Below are 19,363 nucleotides of genomic sequence, written 5' to 3' on the forward strand. Positions count from 1 at the left end.
CGCAGACCTGATGTGCCACCCTTCCGAGGAGGAACCCCCGTGAGTGCTCCGCAGCAGCCCGCCACGGACACCGCCGCCACCGCCGAGGCGACGTCGGGCGCCGTGCTGAGCCCGCCCGCCGGCACCGCCGTCGAGCCCGACGGCACCCCCGCGCTGCCCGACGCCGACGAGGACGGCGACGACGCGCTGGTCGACGACGTCGACGACCCGGCCGACGACGACCTGCTGGTCCGGGAGGGCGATGTCGCCGGGGACTACCTCGAGCGGCTGCTGGACATCCTCGACGTCGACGGGGACATCGACCTCGACGTGGAGGGCGACCGGGCCTCGGTGGCGATCGTCGGCGGCCAGCTCGACGACCTCATCGGCCCCGACGGCCAGGTCCTCGAGGCGCTGCAGGAGCTCACCCGCCTCGCCGTGGCCCAGTCGACCGGCGTCCGCAGCCGGCTCATGCTCGACGTGGGCGGTTTCCGGGCCAAGCGGCGCGCGGACCTCTCGACCCTGGCCGGCGAAGCCGCCCGGCGGGTCGCGCAGAGCCGCCAGCCGGAGCGGCTGACCCCCATGAACCCGTTCGAGCGCAAGGTCGTCCACGACGTCATCGCCGGCGTGACCGGTGTGCGCAGCGAGTCCGAGGGCGAGGAGCCCAACCGGCGCGTCGTGGTCCTGCCCGACGCGTGAGTGTTCCGGACGATCCTGTTCCGCCTACGCCGGAGGTGGCGCGGGCCGTCTTCGGCGACGCCCTCGAGGCGGCCGAGCGCTACGTCGCCCGGCTCGCCTCCGACGGGGTCACCCGCGGGCTGATCGGCCCGCGCGAGGTGGACCGCCTGTGGGAGCGGCACGTCCTCAACAGCGCGGCGGTGGCCGAGGCGGTGCCCAGCGGCGCCCGGGTGGTGGACGTCGGCAGCGGTGCCGGGCTGCCCGGCATCCCGCTGGGGCTCGCCCGGCCGGACCTGGCGATGACGCTCGTCGAACCCATGGCGCGTCGCGTCGAGTTCCTCGAGGAGGCCGTCGGCGAGCTGGAGCGGCCCTGGCGCGTCGTGCGCGGCCGGGCGGAGGAGCGCTCGGTCGTCTCGGCGGTGGGGCCGGTCGACGTCGTCACCGCGCGGGCCGTGGCGCCGCTCCCCCGGCTGGTCGCCTGGTGCCGCGGGCTGCTGCGCCCGGGCACCCGGCTGGTCGCCCTTGTCGGCGCGCGCGCGGTGCAGGAGCTGCCGGCGCTCGTGCCCGAACTGGAGGCCGCCGGGATGCGTGACGTACACCCACGGGCTGTCGGTGCCGCGCTCGGGAACGCTGCCACTACCGTGGTGGTGCTGACCCGCGCGGGACGATGACGAGAGCGCGTCACCTGTTCCACGTGGAACCGATAGGAATGCCCCGACCCGTTCCACGTGAAACGGATCCGGGGAGCGAGGGGGAAGGACCGCGATGACCGACCCGGGCGAGCGGTTGCGGAGCAGTCTCGCCGCTGACAACGTCGCCTCGGGGGCACCGGCGGACTTCGACAGCCCGATCGCGATGGAGGCGCTGCGCGCCACCCGCGTGCTGCACGCCGCCGACCAGGAGCCGTTCCCCAGGCCCGGCCGGCTGCGCGTCATCACCATCGCCAACCAGAAGGGCGGCGTCGGGAAGACGACGTCGGCGGTGAACCTCGGCGTCGCGCTGGCGCTCTACGGCCTGCGCACGCTCGTGATCGACCTCGACCCGCAGGGCAACGCGAGCACCGCCCTGGGCGTCGACCACACGGTCGGGACGCCGTCGGTGTACGACACCCTGGTCGGCGACAGCGCGCTGTCGGAGGTCGTCCACCCCACCACGGCCAGCCCCCTGCTCACCTGCGTGCCGGCGACGATCGACCTGGCCGGCGCAGAGATCGAGCTGGTGTCGGTGGTCGCGCGGGAGTACCGGCTGCGCCGCGCGATCGAGGCCTACGTGCACTCCCTCCCGGAGGACCGCAAGCCGCAGTACGTGCTCATCGACTGCCCGCCGTCGCTGGGCCTGCTCACCCTCAACGCGCTCGTGGCCGGCGACGAGGTGCTCATCCCGATCCAGTGCGAGTACTACGCCCTGGAGGGGCTCGGCCAGCTGCTCAACAACATCGACCTGGTCCGGGCGCACCTCAACCCGGGGATCGCCGTGCGGACGATCCTGCTCACCATGTACGACGGGCGCACCAAGCTCGCCGACCAGGTGGCCGAGGAGGTCCGCAACCACTTCGGCGAGCTGGTGCTCGACGCGGTCATCCCCCGCAACGTCCGGGTGTCCGAGGCGCCGGGGTACAGCCAGTCGGTCCTGACCTACGACCCGGGTTCCCGCGGGGCGACGGCGTACGTCGAGGCGGCCCGCGAGCTCGCCGAGCGCGGCGCGACGATGCCGCCGCTCGATCCCGGGAAGATGCCGGCCGGTGTCGCTCCCCCGGCGTACGGCGACGCCGGCGTTCCCTCCCACTCCCCGACGGAGAACCGATGACCAAGCGTGGCGGGCTCGGCCGCGGCCTGGCGGCCCTGATCCCCACCGCTCCTCCCCCGCCCGCCGGTCCGGAGACCGACCGGCCGTCCGGGGTCACCCCGCCGTCGCCGGCCGCGGCGGCGCCCGCGGACGGGCGCCCGGCCGACGGGCACCCCGCACCGGCGCGTGCCGAGGAGCCGGCCACCCCGGTCGTCCGCCCGACGGAGCGGCCGGCCGAGGACGCCGTCGGCGTGCCCGGGGCCCAGCTCCGGGAGGTCGCCGTCGACGACGTCGTCCCCAACCCCAAGCAGCCGCGGCAGGTCTTCGACGACGAGGCGCTGGAGGAGCTCACGCACTCCGTGCGGGAGTTCGGGCTGCTCCAGCCGATCGTCGTCCGCGAGAAGCGCCGGGAGGACGGCGGCCCGGCGTACGAGCTCATCATGGGCGAGCGGCGGTTGCGGGCCGCCCGGGCGGCCGAGCTCGAGACCGTGCCGGCGATCATCCGCGACACCACCGACGACGCTCTGCTGCGCGACGCCCTGCTCGAGAACATCCACCGCGTCCAGCTCAACCCGCTCGAGGAGGCGGCGGCCTACCAGCAGCTGCTGGAGGAGTTCGGCGCCACCCACGAGGAGCTCGCCGGCCGGATCGGTCGCAGCCGGTCGCAGGTCACCAACACCATCCGCCTGCTCAAGCTGCCGGTGAAGGTGCAGACCCGGGTCGCCGCCGGGGTGATCTCCGCCGGGCACGCCCGCGCGCTGCTCGGGCTGGCCGACGCCGAGGCGATGGAGGCCCTCGCCGGGCGCATCGTCGCCGAGGGGCTCTCCGTGCGGGCCACCGAGGAGGCCGTGGCGCTGGCCGCCGCCGAGCAGCCGACCGCCAAGCGCCGCGCCCGCAAGATCAGCGCGCCGGGCGTGGAGGACCTCGGCCAGCGGCTCTCCGACGTCTTCGAGACCAGGGTGAAGGTCCAGATCGGCCGCGCCAGGGGCCGCATCGTCGTCGAGTTCGGCTCGGTCGACGACCTGCAGCGGATCGTCGGCCTCATGGCCCCCGACCTCACCGGCCGCCGGGGCGACTCCTGACGGAGCGGCCCCCGGCGGTCGGCCGTTGCGTCACTGACGCAAGTCAGGACCGCGGGTCGGTGTACCGGTCGCTGTTGGCCGGGCCGACGAACGGCTCGACGTCCGGCAGGTGCGGCTCGGTGTCGGGGCGGACGGCGCGGAACCGGCCGGTGTCCACCGAGCCGAACGTCGTGTGCAGATCGAGCTCCTGCTCGATGACCCGGGCCAGCCGCCGCACGCCCTCGCGGATCTCGTCCGGCTCGGGGTAGCAGTACGACAGCCGCATGTACTCGCGGCCGCTGCCGTCGGCGTAGAAGCCGATGCCGGGCACGTAGGCGACGAGGTTGTTGACCGCGCGCGGCTGCATGAGCTTGGCGTCGAGCCCGTGCGGCAGCTTCAGCCACACGTAGAACCCGCCGTCGGGGCGGGTCCAGGTGGTGCCGGCCGGCATCAGGGCGTCGAGCGACTCCAGGGTGGCGTCGCGGCGGTCGCGGTAGAGCTCGATGAAGTGCTTGATCTGCTGCTGCCAGGGCTGGGTGTCCAGGTAGCGCGCGACGGCGTACTGGGTCAGCGACGGCGGGCAGAGCACCTGCGCCTCGGTGGCCAGGACCAGCTTCTCGCGGACGGCGATCGGGGCGAGCACCCAGCCGACCCGCAGGCCGGGCGAGAACGTCTTGGAGAACGACCCGAGGTAGATGACCCGGTGCGGGTCGCGGGCGCGCAGCGCCTGCATCGGCTCGCGGTCGAAGCCGAGCAGGCCGTAGGGGTTGTCCTCGATGACGAGCAGGTCGTAGCGGTCGGCGAGCTCCACGATCGCGCGCCGGCGCGGCTCGGACAGGGTCACGCCGGCCGGGTTGTGGAAGTTCGGCACGGTGTAGAGGAACTTGACCCGCTCGCCGCGGGCGCGGCACTCCAGCAGCGCCTGCTCGAGGGCCTCGGGGATCAGCCCGTCGTCGTCCATGGGCACGTGCCGGACGCGCGCCTGCGCGGCCTGGAAGACGCCGAGCGCGCCGACGTAGGAGGGGCCCTCGGCGAGGACGACGTCGCCCGGGTCGCAGAAGACGCGGGTGACCAGGTCCAGCGCCTGCTGGGACCCCACGGTGACTACGACCTCGCTCGGCGAGGCGTCGCGGATGCCCTCCAGCGCCATGACGTCGCAGATCCGCTCGCGCAGCCGGGGGTCGCCCTGGCCGGAGCCGTACTGCAGCGTCTGCGCGCCCAGCCCCGAGACCAGCTCCCCGATCATCGAGCCGACGGCGTCCAGGGGGAGCGCGGTGACGGCCGGCATCCCGCCGGCCAGCGAGACCACCTCGGGGCGGCTGACGACCGAGAACAGCGCACGGATCTCGGAGGTCTTCATCCCGTGCGTGCGTGCCGCGTACCGGTCCGCCAGCGGGTCCAGCCGCGTGGACCGCGGAACGGGAGGCAGGCCGGGGTGCGCGCCGGGACCGGAAGCGGTCGGCCCGCCGGGAGGTGTGACCACCCTCAGGAGTGTAGGCAGCGCCGCCGCGACGGCTCGCAGGACACGGCAGGCGGACGGACGGGTCCGGTCCCGCCCGCTCCATCCGTCACAGCGTCAGCTCCTGGCGGGCAGCACGAAGGTGCCCGTCGGCGGGTCGGCCTCGGGCGCGAGGTAGAGCCGCTGGACGGCGGCGAGGACCGCCTGCGCGATGGTGCTGCGCAGCCGGGCGTCGAGCAGCAGCAGCCGGTCGACCGGGTGGGACAGGTAGCCCAGGTCCAGCCGGACGGCGGGCATGCGGGTGGTGCGCAGCAGGTCCCACGTCTTGGGGTGCGAGCCCAGGTCGAGCATGCCGGTGCGGGCGACGACCTCGCGGCGGACCAGGTTGGCGAACTGCTCCCCGACCGTGGAGGAGGCCCCCGAGCCGGTGCCGTAGTGGTAGCTGGCCACCCCGCGGGCGTGCTCGGAGCGGTGGGCGTCGACGTGCAGCGAGAGGAACAGGTCGGCCCGGGCCTGGTTGGCGAACGTCGTCCGCTCGGTGTGCGAGGGGTTCTGGTGCCGTCCGCGGGTCAGGTAGACGGTGGCTCCGGCCCCGGCCAGCTGCCCCTCGATGCGCGAGGCGATGTCGAGGACCAGGTCGGCCTCGGTGGTCTCGCCGTGCCGGTGGCCGGGCTCCGGGCCGCCGTGGCCGGGGTCGACGACGATGCGGCGGCCGATGAGGTGGGGACCGCTCTCCACGAACGACGCGCTCTGCCGCAGCAGCTGGGGGCGGCCGCCGGTGACCTTGCGGCCGAGCTGGCGCAGCGCGCGCAGGGTGGCGGGGCCGCAGGTGCCGTCGGAGGTTAGGCCGTAGTCGCGCTGGAAGGTGCGCAGGCCGATCTCGGTCTCGGGGCCGAAGACGCCGTCGACCGGGCCGGCGTCGTACCCCAGCTCGTGCAGGCGGTCCTGCAGGTTGGTGACGTCGTCGCCCCGCATCGGCCGCTCGGGGTCGTAGCGGAGCAACCGGTCGCCGAGCGACCAGCGCGCCTCGGTCAGCGCGCGGTAGGTCTCCTCGCCGACCCGCCCGTCGACGGTCAGCCCGCGCACCTGCTGGAAGTGCCGGACGGCGAGCTCGGTGACGGCCTCGTAGACCGCGGGGCCCTCGGCCGGGCCGCCGCCGTCGGGGACGGGTGGCAGCAGGCCCAGGCTGCGCAGCGCGGCCTGCACCTCGGCCACGGCCGGGCCGCTGTCCCCGGGACGGAGGGGTTGCATGCGGCTGTCGCTCATCGTGGTCCGATTCTCGCCCGCCGTGCGCCCGGCGGCCCGGCGGGGGTGGGCGCCGACGCGCGAGGGCCCGTCCGGCCGGGTGGTCGGACGGGCCCTCGACCGCCTTCCGGCGTCAGCGGATGTAGTCGGCGAGGTCGGAGAGGATCGCGCCCTTGGGCTTGGCCCCGATGATGCTCTTCACCGGCTTGCCGCCCTGGAAGACGGTCATCGTCGGGATCGACATCACCTGGTAGTCACGGGCGATCTGCGGGTTCTCGTCGATGTTGAGCTTGGCGATGGTGAGCTTGTCGCCGTGCTCGGCCGCGATCTCCTCCAGCACCGGGGCGACCATCTTGCACGGCCCGCACCACTCCGCCCAGAAGTCCACGAGGACGGGCTTGTCGCTGCCCAGCACCTCGCTGGCGAAGCTGGCGTCGGTGACCGTCACGGTGTTGCCTGCCATGGTCGTACTCCCTGTTCGGTTGCTCGAAGGTCGCCGGTCTCTCCAACCGGCACGGTGGTGGATCTATGCCCCGCAAGGCCCCGCCGTCCCACCGCTCGCGGCGGGACGCTGCGGAGGGGCGTCAGCGCTCGTCGAAGGTCTCGGCCAGCCAGCGCTCGGCGTCGATCGCCGCGGCGGCCCCGGTGCCGGCCGAGGTGATCGCCTGCCGGTAGATGTGGTCGACGACGTCGCCGCAGGCGAACACGCCGTCGATGTTGGTCCGGGTGGTCGGGTGCTCCACCTGGACGTACCCGGCGTCGTCCAGCTTGAGCTGGCCGGCGAACATCTCGCTGCGCGGGTCGTGGCCGATCGCGACGAACACGCCGGCCACCGGCAGCTCCTCGGTGGCCCCGGACTCGACGTCGGTGAGCCGGACGCCGGCGACCGTGTCCTGGCCGAGGACGTCGGTGACCTGCTTGCCGAGCTGCCAGCGGATCTTCTCGTTGTCCTGGGCGCGCTTCTGCATGATCTTCGACGCGCGCAGCTCCTGGCGGCGGTGCACGACGGTGACGCTCTTGGCGAACCGGGTGAGGAAGGTGGCCTCCTCCATCGCGGAGTCGCCGCCGCCGACCACGACGATGTCCTGGTCGCGGAAGAAGAAGCCGTCGCAGGTGGCGCACGCCGAGACGCCGCGGCCGAGCAGCCGCTGCTCGTTGTCCAGGCCCAGGTACCGGTACTTGGAGCCGGTGGCCACGATGACCGCGTGGGCGAGGTGGGTCTCGTCGCCCACCTTGACCACCTTGGGGGTGGCGGTGAGGTCGACCTCGGTGACGTCGCGGGGCTGCAGCTCGGCGCCGAAGCGCTCGGCCTGGGTGCGCATGTCGTCCATGAGCTGCGGGCCCTGGATGCCCTCGGGGAAGCCGGGGAAGTTCTCCACCTCGGTGGTCGTCATGAGAGCGCCGCCGAACTGGGAGCCCTCGAAGACGAGCGGGTGCAGGTTGGCGCGCGCGGCGTAGATCGCCGCGGTGTAGCCGGCCGGACCGGACCCGATGATGATCAGGTCGCGGACGCCGTCGCGCTCCGCCGGCGGGATGCCGGGGTGCGCCGGGTCGGTCGCGACCGCAGGTCCGGGGGTCGGCTGGGAGTTCGTCACGGGCTGCACAACCGCCGATGGTAGGGGGGCATTCCCGCTCCGGGCTGCACCTCCCGTCAGCCGGCGGTGCTGACCGCCACCTCGGAGATGCTCCCGGCGAAGCCGTCGTCGCTGGGCACCAGGCCGGTGATCCACACCAGCACGAAGCGCGCGGTGGCCGGGGCCTCGAACGCCAGCTGCGTCTCGCCGTCGACCGTGCCGCTCGCCGCCACCGGGTAGCTGTCGAGGGCGCCGTCGGGCTCGGCACCGGTGCGCACCTCGACGGTGATGCCCGGCGTGCTGGTGTTCACGGTGACGCCGGCCAGCTGCTGCTCGCCGCCGAGGTCGTACAGCACGCCGACGCCGCTCTTGAGGTTGCCGAACGCCGGCGAGCGGAAGTACGTGACCGTGGACCAGGAGGTCGCGGGGTCGCCGTCGAAGCTGAGCGGGACGTCCTCGTCGTTCTCGGGCTCGCCGTCGCCTTCGGGGTTGTAGACCTCGGCGCCGACGATCGCCGCGGGCGCCCCCGCGGACGGCGCGGAGCTGCTCGCCTCGCCGCTCGACGAGCTCGGCGGCGGGGTGGAGCCCGGTACCTCGTCGACCGAGCCGGCCACGGAGAGCACGTTCGTGCCGAACCACCAGGCCAGCGCGACCACGACGGCGAGCGCGGCCAGCGAGATGCCGATGACGGCGAAGCGGCGGCGCGCGCCGGGCTCCTCCACCTGGCGGTCGGTGCTGCCGGTGTCGGCGTCGTAGCCCTCGGAGTCGTAGCCGTCACCGTCGTACGAGTCGGCGTCGTCGGCGTCGTATGCCCCGTAGGGGTCGTAGGACCGGTCGTCGAGCACCGCGCCGAGGTCGTCGGAGGTGGGCGGCCAGGCGTCCCCGGTCGCCGTCCACCGGTCGTCGGCGGGTGGCGGGGCCTGCGGTGCCGGGCGCACCGGCGGGACGGGCGGGAGGGTCTGCGGGGCCATCCGGACCGGGGCGTCGACGCTCACCGTGGGCGCCGGCGGGGCGGGCGGCGCGGGCGGCGCGTCGTCGGGGTGGACCCGGCGCAGCCGGCCGCTGTCGGGGCGGTCGAGGGCCGGGGCGCCGGCGCGCGGCCGCTCGTTGAGCAGGGACACCATGGCCGCGACGCTGGACAGGCCCTGCCCGGGCTCGGTCGAGCGGGCGCGGCGCACCAGGGCGGCCAGGTCCGGCGGGACGGCCGGCGTCCGGCGCGCCCCGCGGCCGGCGGAGTCGACGGCGGCGGGGCCGCCCAGGCACGCCTCCAGCAGCGCCCCGAGGGCGGTGATGTCGCCTTGCACGGTGCCGTTGGCCGCGGGCACGCCGCGCAGCCCCACCAGGCCGTTGGGCCGCAGGACGACGTGCTCGGGGGTGAGGCCGCCGACCGCCAGGCCGACGCGGTGGGCCTCGGCCACGCCCTCGGCCAGCCGGCGGACCACCGTGCGCGCCTCGCGCTGGGGCAGCGGCCCGCGGGCCAGCCGCTCGGCGAGGGTCTCCCCGTCGATCCACTCGTTGACCACGTACGCCGCGCTGTTGGCGGCGTCGCCGTCGCCGCTGCCCTCGGCGGCGTCGTAGACCATCGCCAGGGCCGGGGTGGCCAGGCCGCCGGCGGTCAGGGCGCGGGCGATCCACGCGTGCGCGGCCGGGCCGCCGGGCGTGTGCACGCGGATGGCGACGTCGCGGTTGAGGATGCGGTCCTTGGCCCGGTAGGTGCGGATGACCCCGGTGGGGGTGGGTTCGTCCGGCCCGACCTGGTCGAGCGGACGGTAGCGGTCCGGGAGGCCGGTGACCGTGGAGGTCATGGGCGCGGACGACCTCCTCTTCGCATCGCTCCCGGCGGCGCCACGCCCCGGGCCCGACGTCCCGGCACCGGGTCTCACGCTCGACCACGCCCCAGCCGGGCCCGGAGCGCCGCCAGGGGCTCCCGGACCTCGGGGACGCGGGCGACCACGAGACCTCCGGCGGTCGCGACGCCGATCACCACGGTACCGACCAGCAGAGTGACGAGCGAGCCCGCCACCGATGTGCCCAAAACGTGACCGAGCAGGGCCACCGCTCCCCAGCCCAGCAGGCCCGCCGCCACCGACACCGCCCCGACGCGCGCGACCGGCGCGAGGGTGGCGCCGGTGTGCACCGCGCCCAGGCGCCGCCGCAGCGCGACGTCACCGAGGACCCACCCGGCCACGTACGTGAGGCTGGTGGCCAGCATCAGCCCCGCCACGACGTGCCGGGGCTCGACGACCACGGGGACCAGGAGCAGCAGCGGCACCCGGACGGCGACCATCCCGACCTGGACGAGAGTCGGCGTCCGGGCGTCCTTCATGGCGTAGAAGACCCGCAGCTGCAGCAGCGTGACCGCCATCGGCAGCAGGCCGAAGGCGCCGATGGCCAGCGCCACGCCCACGGCGCGGGCGTCGGCCACCGAGGTCTGCCCGTGGCCGAAGAGCAGGGTCGCCAGCGACGGGCCGAGCACGCACAGCGCCGCCGTCACCGGCAGCAGGCCCAGCGCCGAGAGCCGGGTGCCCAGCGAGAGGTCCTGCACCACGCCGGGGACGTCCCCCCGGGCCGCCGCCCGGCTCATCCGCGGCAGCAGCGCGGTCAGCAGCGCGACGCCGATGATGCCGTAGGGCATCTGGAACAGCAGGCTGGTGTTGGCGAACGCGCTCTGGCCCAGGCCGCCGGCCCGGGTGGCCGCGTTCGCGACGTTCGTGGCCACCACGACGCCGACCTGGCTGACCGCCACGTAGCCGATCACCCAGAGCCCGAGCGTGCCCGCCTCGCGCAGGCCGGTGTTCTTCACCCCCCAGCGCGGGGTCAGGGGGACCCCGGCCTTGCGCAGCAGGGGCAGCAGCACGAGCGCCTGCACGGCGATGCCGAGCGTGGTGCCGATGCCGAGCAGCCAGACCTGGCCGGCGGTGATGGTGGCCGGCGTGAGGTCCCCGGGCCCGCTCGCGGCCATGAACAGCAGCCCGGTGGCGATGACGACGACGTTGTTGAGCACCGGGGCCCAGGCGGGCGGGCCGAAGACGTCGCGCGCGTTGAGGATCGCCGTCGCCAGCGCGCCGACGCCGTAGAACACGATCTCCACCAGCAGCAGGCGGGCCAGCCAGTTCGCCAGCGCCACCTGCTCCGGGTCGTCCCGGATGCCGTAGGCCCAGGTGAGCACGGGCGCTGCGAGCACCGCGAGGACGGTGATCACGGCCAGGCCGGCGATCGCGATCGTCGCCAGCCGCTGGGCATAGGCCACGCCGCCGTCGCGGTCGCGCTCCTGCCGGTGCACCAGCAGCGGGACGACGACCGAGGTCAGCACCCCGCCGAGCAGGAGCTCGTAGACGATGTTCGGCAGCGTGTTGGCGGTGGTGTACGCGTCGTTGACCAGGCCCAGGCCGAGCGCGGCGGTGAGCACGATCGTCCGGAGCAGCCCGGTGATGCGGCTGACCAGCGTGGCCACGGCCATCGTCCCGGCCGCGCGCAGGATGCCGCGGCTCGCCCCCGGAGCGCCCTCCCGCTCCTCGGCCTCCGCGTCGCTCTCCTCCACCGCCCGCGGCACGGGCGGCAGCACGGGGATGAGCTGGGTGAACTCCTCCTCCGGGTGCGGCACGAACCGCCGCCGCGGGGGTGGCGGCGGGGGCAGCGGCATCCGGCGGGGCAGGGGCTCGCCGTCGGCGGGCGGCGGAGCCGGCGCGGGCGCCGACCGCCCGGCCGGGTACGGCGGCGGGGGCGGGAGCGCGGGCCGGACGGCGGGGCGCTCCCCGGAGGGCGCCCGGCCGGAGAGGGCGTCGGCCGACGGGACCGACGGCGGCGGCGGCTCCTTGTACGGCGGCGGGGGCAGCGGGGCCGGTGCGCGGCCGCGGGTGCGCGGACCCGCCGGCGGGACCGGGGGCAGTGGCGGGCGGCCGCCGTCCCCGCGTGCGGCGTCGCCGTGCTCGTGCGCGAGCTCGCTGCGCTCGCTCACACCGGGCTCCGGGTGGGCGGCAGCGGCACGGCCGCCCCCTCGGGGGCGGGGCCGGTCGGGACGCCGTCGGACGGGCCGCGGCGCCGGCCGAGCAGGAAGCGGACCAGGCGGCGCAGGAAGAGCAGCCCCAGCAGCACCGCCGCCCCGATGGTGATGGTCAGCGAGATGGCGCCGTAGGCGGTGCTCTTGACCTGGATGTCCACGCGCTCGCCCAGCGGGCCGCCGCTCGGCGTGGTCAGCGCCGCGACGACGGCGACGCGGCCGGACTGGCTGGTCGACGTCGGCACCTGCAGCGTCGTCCGCTCGCCGGGCGCCAGCTCCTGCAGCCCGACGTCCTCGATGCGCAGGCCCACGTTGCCGCGGGTGCGCACCTCGAGCCGCACCCGGACCGTGAAGGGCAGGTCGTTGCGCACGGTCAGCACCAGGGGCGCGTCGCTCGAGGCGAGGCTGTACGTGCCGTCGGCCGGCGCGAGCAGCGTGACGCGGCCGCGCAGCCGGGCGAGCGCCTCCTGGGCCGCGCCGGCCGCCGCGCGGAAGCCGGTCGGGTCGCCCCGCCACGTCACCGAGGCGGCGCGGGCGACGGCGGCGTCGTAGGGGGCGAGCGCGGCGTCGGCGGACCCCACCACGGCACCGGCGAGGTCGTCGCGGACGGCGACGGCGCCCGCGAGCTCGGCCAGCCCGCCGGCGTCGAGCACCGGGTCGGCCGGCGCGGCGAGCGCCCCGGCGTCGGCGACCGGGCCGGCGGCGAGCTCCTCGACGGTCGCCGGGCGCAGCCACGGCAGCTCGGCGGTGTCGAGCATCATCGCCCGCACGCCCTCGGGGTCGGCGCCCACCTCGCGGGGCGGGGCCACCAGCACGGTCGGCGCGAGGGCGGGGTCGGCGGGGGCGGCGAGGCTGAGGAGGGCCAGCTCGGCCAGGTAGCGCTGCTCGGCGATCCGCACCCCGCCGGCCACCTGCCCGGTGGAGGCGGCCACCGCGCCGAGCGCCGGGTCGGCGAGGAGCGCCTCCACCGAGCCCTCAGGCAGCGCGAGCGTGGCCCGGGCCGCGGCGGTGCTCTCACCGAGCCCGAGCGCGGCCTCGCCGCCGACCAGCGCGCCGGCGCCGAGCACCACGCGCTCGGCCCCGCCGGCCTGCAGCGCGGCGACGGTCTCGGCGCGCACGGTGCCGTCGGCCAGCCAGGCCAGGTCGGTGCGCGGCTGCACGCCCAGGACGTCGCCGACGATCCGCGCCCCGGCGCCGGTGGAGCCCGCCGCCTCCGGGGCCGCGTCGGCGGCCGGTGCCTGGTCCTCGGCGGTGCCGCCCTCCGGCAGGCTGCGGCCGAGGACGGCGGAGAGGCCGGCGGCCACCAGGGCGTCGGCGTCGACGTCGCCGTAGGGCAGCGCGACGACGGTGTGCAGGCGGGCCACCGCGCGCAGCCGCTCCAGCCAGGCCTCCGCGTCCGCGCTGCCCTCCCCGGGCTCGGCCTGACCCGCGACCTCGTAGGGGCCGGCGGCCATGAGGGCGAGCTCCTCGAGCAGCGCCGGGTCGACGGCGAGGGTGACCGGGACGGTCGGCACGGCGTCGCCGCCGCTCCCGGGCACGGCGCGGGGCAGCTCCTCGACGACGGAGAGCGCCCGGTCGAGCCGGCCCCCCTCGCGCACCACGGCGGCCAGGCCGTCGTCGGCGAAGGCGCCGGAGGCGGTGCGGTGCGAGCGCTCGACGAGCGGCCACAGCCAGGCCACCGACGTCCGCCCCGCCGGGATCGCCGGCTGCTGGACGAGGTAGGTGGAGAGCTCGCCGACGCGGCGCCGCTCGCCGCCGTCCACCGTGCCGTTGACGTTGAGCAGCACCGGGTAGACGCCGTCGCGGTCGAGGCGGAGCTCGTCGGCGGGGACGGCGTAGCTGAACGGGGTCGAGTCGCCCGGCTCGAGCTCGCCGGCGACGTCCTGGAACGCGGGGACGACGGTGGTGTCGGGATCGGGGTCGTCGTCGGCGGCGGCCAGCTCGGCCCGGGTGGTCAGCACATCGCCGCGCTGCAGCCGGATGCCCAGGTCGCCCACCGTGGTGTCGCCGGTGTTGGTCAGCGTGCCGGTGACCGTGACGATCGAGCCCGGGGCGACGCTGCGCGGCTCGAACCGGCTCACGTCGACCGTGATCGGCCGGCCCGGGTCGCTGGTGTCGTCCACCGGCGCGGCGGCGGCGCGCGGCGGCGCGAGCAGCAGCGGTGCGCCGAGCAGGGTGAGGCAGAGCAGGACGGCGAGCACGGCCCGCGACCCCGGCCGGGCGCGGTCGGGGTCGGCCCCACGCCCCGCGCGCGCTCCTCGCCGGCTCCCCTCGCCGCTGGGGCGACCGTCTGCTGTGCCTGCCGGTGAGCTCGCGAGCCCGCTCACGCGCTGTCGGCCAGCAGGGCGGGCGCCCGCTCGACCAGGGCTCGTTCGTCGGCGTAGGCGAGCCGGTCGGCCAGCTCCGAGAACGGGACCCAGGCGACCTCGGTCACCTCGACGTCGGCGTCGGAGAGGGCTCCCCCGATCGCGCGGAGCAGGAAGTGGTGCACGGTCTTGTGCACGCGGCGTCCCTCGGCGACGAACCAGAAGTCGATGATCCCCAGGGGGGCGACGACCTCACCGATGATCCCGGTCTCCTCGGCGACCTCGCGGACGGCGGTGTCCTCGGGCGTCTCGCCCTCCTCGATGTGCCCCTTGGGCAGCGACCAGAGGAGGCGGCCGCGACGGTCGGTGCGGCCGATGAGGGCGGCACGGGGCTCGTTGACCCCGTCGTCGGCGACCACCAGGCCCCCGGCGGAGGTCTCGTCGACCCGGCGCAACCGGCGGCCGGGGCGTCCTCGCCCGCCCGTCCCAGCCATGCCAGGAGGGTAGCGCGCGTCCGGCGACAGCTCCGGGAGCATCGCAGCGGGATCGAGCCGGGCGGGGCGCCCGCAGGGCGGCGACCACGGAGCCGCACCGGGGTGGATCCGGCGCGCCACTACCCTGGCTCGTCGTGTCCGCAGCGCCCCCGAGTCGCCCCGCCCCCGAGCCCGTGCCGCCGGCCGTGCAGGAGACGGTGCGCGAGCTCGTCGACCTCTCGCCCGTGCTCACCGAGCTGGGTGAGCGCTTCGCCGCGGCCGGGTTCGAGGTCCACCTGGTCGGCGGCTCGGTGCGCGACGCGCTGCTCGCGGCCGGCTCGGGCGAGCCGCGCGTGCCGGGGGACCTCGACGTGACGACCGACGCCCGGCCGGAGCAGACCCTGGCCCTGCTGCGCGGCTGGGCGGGTTCCACGTGGAACACGGGCATCGAGTTCGGCACGGTCGGGGCCGAGGTGCGCGGTGTCCGGCTGGAGATCACGACCTACCGGGCCGACCGCTACGACCGCGAGTCGCGCAACCCGGAGGTGGCCTGGGGCAGCTCGCTCGAGGACGACCTCGCCCGGCGCGACTTCACGATCAACGCGATGGCCGTCTCGCTCGGCCCCGACCGCCGGGTCACCGACCCCTTCGGTGGGCTCGGCGACCTGCTGAAGCGGCGGCTGCGGACGCCGGGGAGCGCCGTCGAGTCCTTCCTCGACGACCCGCTGCGGATGCTGCGCGCCGTCCGCTTCGTCGCGCAGCTGCAGGTGACCCCCGACGACGAGGTCGTCGCGGCGATGACCGCGCTGGCCGGGGAGCTGGGCCGGATCACCCCGGAGCGGGTGCAGGCGGAGCTGTCCAAGACGCTGCTGCAGGACGCGCCCCGGGCGGCGCTGGAGCTCTTCGTCGGCACGGGGTTGGCCGACGTCGTCCTGCCCGAGCTGTCGGCGCTGCGGATGGAGATCGACGAGCACCACCAGCACAAGGACGTCTACGCGCACTCGCTGACCGTCCTGGACCAGGCGATCGCGCTGGAGAAGGCCGATCCCGAGCACGGGTCGCCCGACCTGGTGCTGCGGCTGGCGGCGCTGCTGCACGACATCGGCAAGCCGGCCACCCGGCGGCACGAGCCCCGCGGGCGGGTCTCCTTCCACCACCACGAGGTGGTCGGCGCCAAGCTGGTGAAGAAGCGCCTGACGGCCCTGCGCTACCCCAAGGACGTCATCGACGCCGTCGCCAAGCTCACCTTTCTCCACCTGCGCTTCCACGGGTACGGACGCGGCGAGTGGACCGACTCGGCGGTGCGCCGCTACGTCACCGACGCCGGCGACCTGCTGCCCCGCCTGCACAAGCTGGTGCGGTCGGACTGCACGACGCGCAACCGGAAGCGGGCCGCGGCGCTGGCCGCGACGTACGACTCCCTCGAGGCGCGGATCGCCGAGATCGCGGAGAAGGAGGACCTGGCGCGGGTGCGCCCGGACCTCGACGGCAACGCGATCATGGAGATCTTGGGCATCCCGCCGGGGCGGGAGGTCGGCGAGGCGTGGCGCTTCCTCAAGGAGCTGCGGCTCGAGCGCGGCCCCCTCTCCCCCGACGAGGCGGAGCAGGAGCTGCTCACCTGGTGGCGCGCCCGCAGTTGATGGAGTGCCACGGCGCGGATTCCGCGCCCGTGGCACTCCACGAGCCGTGGAGGCCTGTGGACGGCGCGCGTGCCGCCCGTTCGCATGCCCCACGCTCCCCCGGTGCGCGTCCCGGTCACCACCGCCCATCGCCGCGAGCTGGCTGTGCTGGGCGTGGGGAAGGACCGGATCAGACGGGCGGTGCGCGCGGGCCGTTGGCAGGAGCCGGTCCCGGGGGTGATCGTCGTGCATTCCGGCGCCCTCACGCGCCGGGAGCGCCTCGTCGCCGCCCTCCTGCGGGCAGGCGACGACGGACGGCTGTCGCACACGAGCGCACTCCACCTCCTGGGAGCTCGGGTCGAGGAGCCCGTGGCCATGCGGCGCGTCGCCGGTGTCCGAGGGGACTACGCAACGTCACCTGATGCCGGGCTGGTCCAGGTCACGGTCCCGCACGGCCGTCATCTCGAGTCGTGCGGCTTCGTGGTCGTCCACCAGAGCCGCAGACCGCTGGGAGACCTCGTCGTGGACGGGCTGCGGACGACGACCGCGGCGCGCGCGGCCGTGGACGTGGCCCTGACCGCACGACGGCGACAGGACGTGGACCACGTGGTGGCCGACGTCCTCCGGAAGGACCTGGCGCTGCTCGACGACCTGGCGGCGGAGTTCCGGGCGGCCGGCCGCCGGGCGACGGCGTGGTTGGAGGACGCGGTGGCCGACGCCTCGCGAGGGATGCGGTCGGTCGGCGAGAGCGACCTCCGGCGCGTCATCGCGCAGGCGGGCCTGCCCGAACCGGAGTGGGGGGCGGCGATCACGACTCCGGCCGACATCTTCTTCGTGGACGCCTACTGGCGTCATCAGCGCGTCGCGGCCGAGGCGGACGGAGCAGCGTTCCACCTCAGCGCCGCCGACTGGGACGGTGATCTGCGGCGCCAGAACGCGATCCAGGGAGTGGGCGTCCGACTCCTGCGCTTTCCGGTACGGCGTCTCCGGTGGGCCGGTGACATCTGCGCGAGAGAAATCCTCGTCGCTTCCGGCGGCTGAGCGGAGTGGCAGGGGCGCACTTTCCGCGCCGTGGCACCCCGCTCAGTGGCGGGAGGTGGTGCGGGCGTGGAGGACGGCGGTGAGCACGTAGCCGGCGCCGACGGCGACCAGCACCGGGGCGGAGATGCCCGACGGCGGCAGCACGAACGCCCCGATCAGCAGGGCCGCCACGTAGGTGACGTTGAACAGCGTGTCGTAGACGGAGAAGACGCGGCCGCGGAAGTCGTCGTCCACGGCCTCCTGCAGCGTGGTGTCCACGCAGATCTTCACCGCCTGGCCGGCGAAGCCCAGCGCGAAGCCGGCCGCGACGATCGTCGGCGGGACGAACGGCAGCCCCAGCACCAGCTGCGCCACGCCCACGCCGGCGAGCAGGGCGGTCGTCCACCGCGGCTTGCCGATGCGCCGCACCACCCACGGCGTCACCGCCGCCGCGGTCAGCGTGCCCACCGCACCCGCGCCGACCACCTGGCCCAGCCCCACCAGGCCGCCCGGGAACAGGCCCGACCCGGCGAAGGTGTTGCGGTAGAGCAGCAGGGTCATCAGCGTGAGGACGCCGTAGCAGAGCCGGTGCAGGCTGATCGCGGTCAGCGCCGCCGCGGCGGGCGGGTGCGACCACGCGTGCCGCGCGCCGGCCACCATGCCGGCGGCCACCTCGCGGGCCGAGAGCCGGGCGGACCGCGCCATGTGGTCGGGGCCGAGGTGGGCCCGCGAGAACCCGGAGACGACGGCGGCGGCGGCGAGGTACGGCAGCGCGGCGGCCGCGGTCACGGCCGCGTAGCCGCCGTCGCCGGACCCGGTCAGCGGGAGCAGGCCGAGCGCGGCGCCCCCGCCGAGCACCGTCGCGACGGCGCCCGACGTCGTCGACAGCGCGTTGGCCGAGACGAGCGACGGCTCGTCGACCGTGTGCGGCAGCCCCGCGGAGAGCGCCGCCAGGACGAACCGGTTGACGGAGAACACGGCCAGCCCGGCCACGTAGAACGGCAGGCCCGCCACGCCGCCGAGCACCAGCGCCGCCACGACGGCCACGAGCCCGGCCCGGACGACGTTGGCGTGCAGCAGCACCTGGCGGCGGCTCCACCGGTCCAGCCACACGCCGGCGAACGGGCCCACCAGGGAGTAGGGCAGCAGCAGGACGGCGAAGCCGGCGGCGACGTCGACGGGGTCGGCCGCGCGCTGCGGGTTGAACAGCACGGTGCCGGCCAGCGCGGCCTGGAACACGCCGTCGCCGAACTGGGACAGCAGGCGGGTGCCGAGCAGGCGCCGGAAGTCGCCCCGGCGGAACAGGTGGCGCGCGGTCGTCGCCTCCTGCTGGTGCACCCGGTCACAGTACGGGGCGGGCAACCCACGTCCGCGTCACCGCCGGGCCGGGAGGAACCCCTCGGGGGGAGGTCCGACCGGCGCGATCCGCCGGACGCTCCGCGACGGCGCACGCTCGCCCTCCCTCCGCCGCGCACCTGGGGCACACTGGACGCCGATGACTCCGGTGCCTTCGTCGCCCGACCCCGAGTCCGGTCCGCCCGCCCGGCCCGCGACCGGTCGCCGTCCTGCCGACGCCGTCCCCCCGCTGTCGATCGGCGGGATCGAGGACGTGCGTCCGGGGGCGCTGCTGGTGGCGATGCCGGCCCTGTCCGACCCGACCTTCGCCGGCACCGTCGTCTACGTCCTCGACCACACCGACACCGGCACGCTCGGCGTCGTGCTCGGCCGGCCCAGCCAGGTCGAGATCCGCGACGTCCTGCCCGGCTGGTGCGACCTGGCGGTGGAGCCGGAGGTCTTCCACGTCGGCGGGCCGTGCGAGACCGACACGGCGCTGTGCCTGGCCACGTCGCCGGCCGTCGACGCGGCTCCGGACGAGGGGCTGCGCCGGGTGGCCGGCGACGTCCACCTCGTCGACCTCGACAGCGACCCGGCCGCGCTCGAGGGCCGGCTGACCGGGCTGCGGGTGTTCGCCGGTTACGCCGGCTGGTCGCCCGGCCAGCTGGCCGGGGAGATCGCCGAGGGGGCGTGGGCCTGCGTGCCCGGCCGCCCGTCCGACGTCCTCAGCCGGATGGCCGGACCGCAGCTGTGGCGCGCCGTCATGGGCCGCCAGACCGGCCGGCTGGCGGTGCTGTCCACGGCGCCCGCCGACCCGTCGGCCAACTGA

16 protein-coding genes are annotated in these 19,363 nt (G+C 75.7%); 7 read left to right on the forward strand and 9 right to left on the reverse strand.

Annotated elements, in window-relative coordinates:
• The first annotated feature begins 39 nt into the window (after window positions 1-39).
• The 4 genes from ACI78S_RS07035 (at window position 40) to ACI78S_RS07050 (ending at window position 3,524) form a co-directional block, all read left to right on the forward strand.
• A complete protein-coding gene (locus ACI78S_RS07035) occupies window positions 40-678 on the forward strand; it encodes a Jag family protein (RefSeq protein ID WP_456971571.1) in 639 nt (212 codons plus the stop codon).
• Between the two features lie 35 nt (window positions 679-713).
• Window positions 714-1,328 (forward strand): 16S rRNA (guanine(527)-N(7))-methyltransferase RsmG, encoded by a 615-nt coding sequence (rsmG, locus tag ACI78S_RS07040; protein ID WP_456971573.1) that lies wholly within the window; start codon window positions 714-716, stop codon window positions 1,326-1,328.
• Between the two features lie 94 nt (window positions 1,329-1,422).
• On the forward strand, window positions 1,423-2,463 hold the full coding sequence (locus ACI78S_RS07045) for a ParA family protein (protein ID WP_456971575.1): 1,041 nt from the start codon (window positions 1,423-1,425) through the stop codon (window positions 2,461-2,463).
• Entirely contained in the window at window positions 2,460-3,524 is a 1,065-nt protein-coding gene (locus ACI78S_RS07050; RefSeq protein ID WP_456971577.1) for a ParB/RepB/Spo0J family partition protein, read from the forward strand. The genes ACI78S_RS07045 and ACI78S_RS07050 overlap by 4 nt, the downstream gene beginning before the upstream one ends.
• A 43-nt stretch (window positions 3,525-3,567) precedes the next feature.
• On the opposite strand, the gene ACI78S_RS07055 is transcribed toward ACI78S_RS07050, so the two are convergent.
• The 8 genes from ACI78S_RS07055 to ACI78S_RS07090 form a co-directional block, all read right to left on the reverse strand.
• Window positions 3,568-4,863, reverse strand: a complete 1,296-nt coding sequence (locus tag ACI78S_RS07055; protein WP_456971579.1) for an aminotransferase-like domain-containing protein — start codon at window positions 4,861-4,863, stop codon at window positions 3,568-3,570.
• A 216-nt stretch (window positions 4,864-5,079) separates the two neighbouring features.
• The gene (locus ACI78S_RS07060) at window positions 5,080-6,213 is read right to left on the reverse strand and encodes an N-acetylmuramoyl-L-alanine amidase (protein WP_456971581.1); all 1,134 of its coding nucleotides are present in this window, start codon (window positions 6,211-6,213) and stop codon (window positions 5,080-5,082) included.
• Between the two features lie 127 nt (window positions 6,214-6,340).
• Window positions 6,341-6,670: a thioredoxin gene (gene trxA / locus ACI78S_RS07065; RefSeq protein ID WP_456971583.1), complete on the reverse strand. Its 330-nt coding sequence runs from the start codon at window positions 6,668-6,670 to the stop codon at window positions 6,341-6,343.
• Between the two features lie 121 nt (window positions 6,671-6,791).
• Window positions 6,792-7,811 (reverse strand): thioredoxin-disulfide reductase, encoded by a 1,020-nt coding sequence (trxB, locus tag ACI78S_RS07070; protein WP_456971585.1) that lies wholly within the window; start codon window positions 7,809-7,811, stop codon window positions 6,792-6,794.
• Window positions 7,812-7,858: 47 nt separating this feature from the next.
• Window positions 7,859-9,586 (reverse strand): hypothetical protein, encoded by a 1,728-nt coding sequence (locus tag ACI78S_RS07075; RefSeq protein WP_456971587.1) that lies wholly within the window; start codon window positions 9,584-9,586, stop codon window positions 7,859-7,861.
• 74 nt (window positions 9,587-9,660) lie between these two features.
• Window positions 9,661-11,739 (reverse strand): murein biosynthesis integral membrane protein MurJ, encoded by a 2,079-nt coding sequence (gene murJ, locus ACI78S_RS07080; protein WP_456971589.1) that lies wholly within the window; start codon window positions 11,737-11,739, stop codon window positions 9,661-9,663.
• The gene (locus ACI78S_RS07085; RefSeq protein WP_456971591.1) at window positions 11,736-13,982 is read right to left on the reverse strand and encodes a DUF6049 family protein; all 2,247 of its coding nucleotides are present in this window, start codon (window positions 13,980-13,982) and stop codon (window positions 11,736-11,738) included. The genes murJ and ACI78S_RS07085 overlap by 4 nt, the downstream gene beginning before the upstream one ends.
• A 122-nt stretch (window positions 13,983-14,104) precedes the next feature.
• Complete coding sequence (locus tag ACI78S_RS07090) at window positions 14,105-14,581, reverse strand: NUDIX hydrolase (RefSeq protein ID WP_456971593.1); 477 nt, start codon at window positions 14,579-14,581, stop codon at window positions 14,105-14,107.
• Between the two features lie 134 nt (window positions 14,582-14,715).
• Between ACI78S_RS07090 and ACI78S_RS07095 the strand changes: the two genes are divergently transcribed.
• Window positions 14,716-16,200: a CCA tRNA nucleotidyltransferase gene (locus ACI78S_RS07095; protein ID WP_456971595.1), complete on the forward strand. Its 1,485-nt coding sequence runs from the start codon at window positions 14,716-14,718 to the stop codon at window positions 16,198-16,200.
• A 102-nt stretch (window positions 16,201-16,302) separates the two neighbouring features.
• Window positions 16,303-17,220 carry a hypothetical protein gene (locus ACI78S_RS07100; protein WP_456971597.1) on the forward strand — a complete coding sequence of 306 codons (918 nt, stop codon included), beginning with the start codon at window positions 16,303-16,305 and terminating at the stop codon, window positions 17,218-17,220.
• A 42-nt stretch (window positions 17,221-17,262) separates the two neighbouring features.
• On the opposite strand, the gene ACI78S_RS07105 is transcribed toward ACI78S_RS07100, so the two are convergent.
• Window positions 17,263-18,537, reverse strand: coding sequence for an MFS transporter (locus ACI78S_RS07105; RefSeq protein WP_456971599.1), 1,275 nt, complete (start codon window positions 18,535-18,537; stop codon window positions 17,263-17,265).
• Window positions 18,538-18,694: 157 nt separating this feature from the next.
• On the opposite strand from ACI78S_RS07105, the gene ACI78S_RS07110 reads away from it, so the two are divergent.
• Window positions 18,695-19,363 carry a YqgE/AlgH family protein gene (locus ACI78S_RS07110; RefSeq protein WP_456971601.1) on the forward strand — a complete coding sequence of 223 codons (669 nt, stop codon included), beginning with the start codon at window positions 18,695-18,697 and terminating at the stop codon, window positions 19,361-19,363.

The sequence above is a fragment of the Geodermatophilus sp. SYSU D00815 genome, assembly GCF_054050035.1.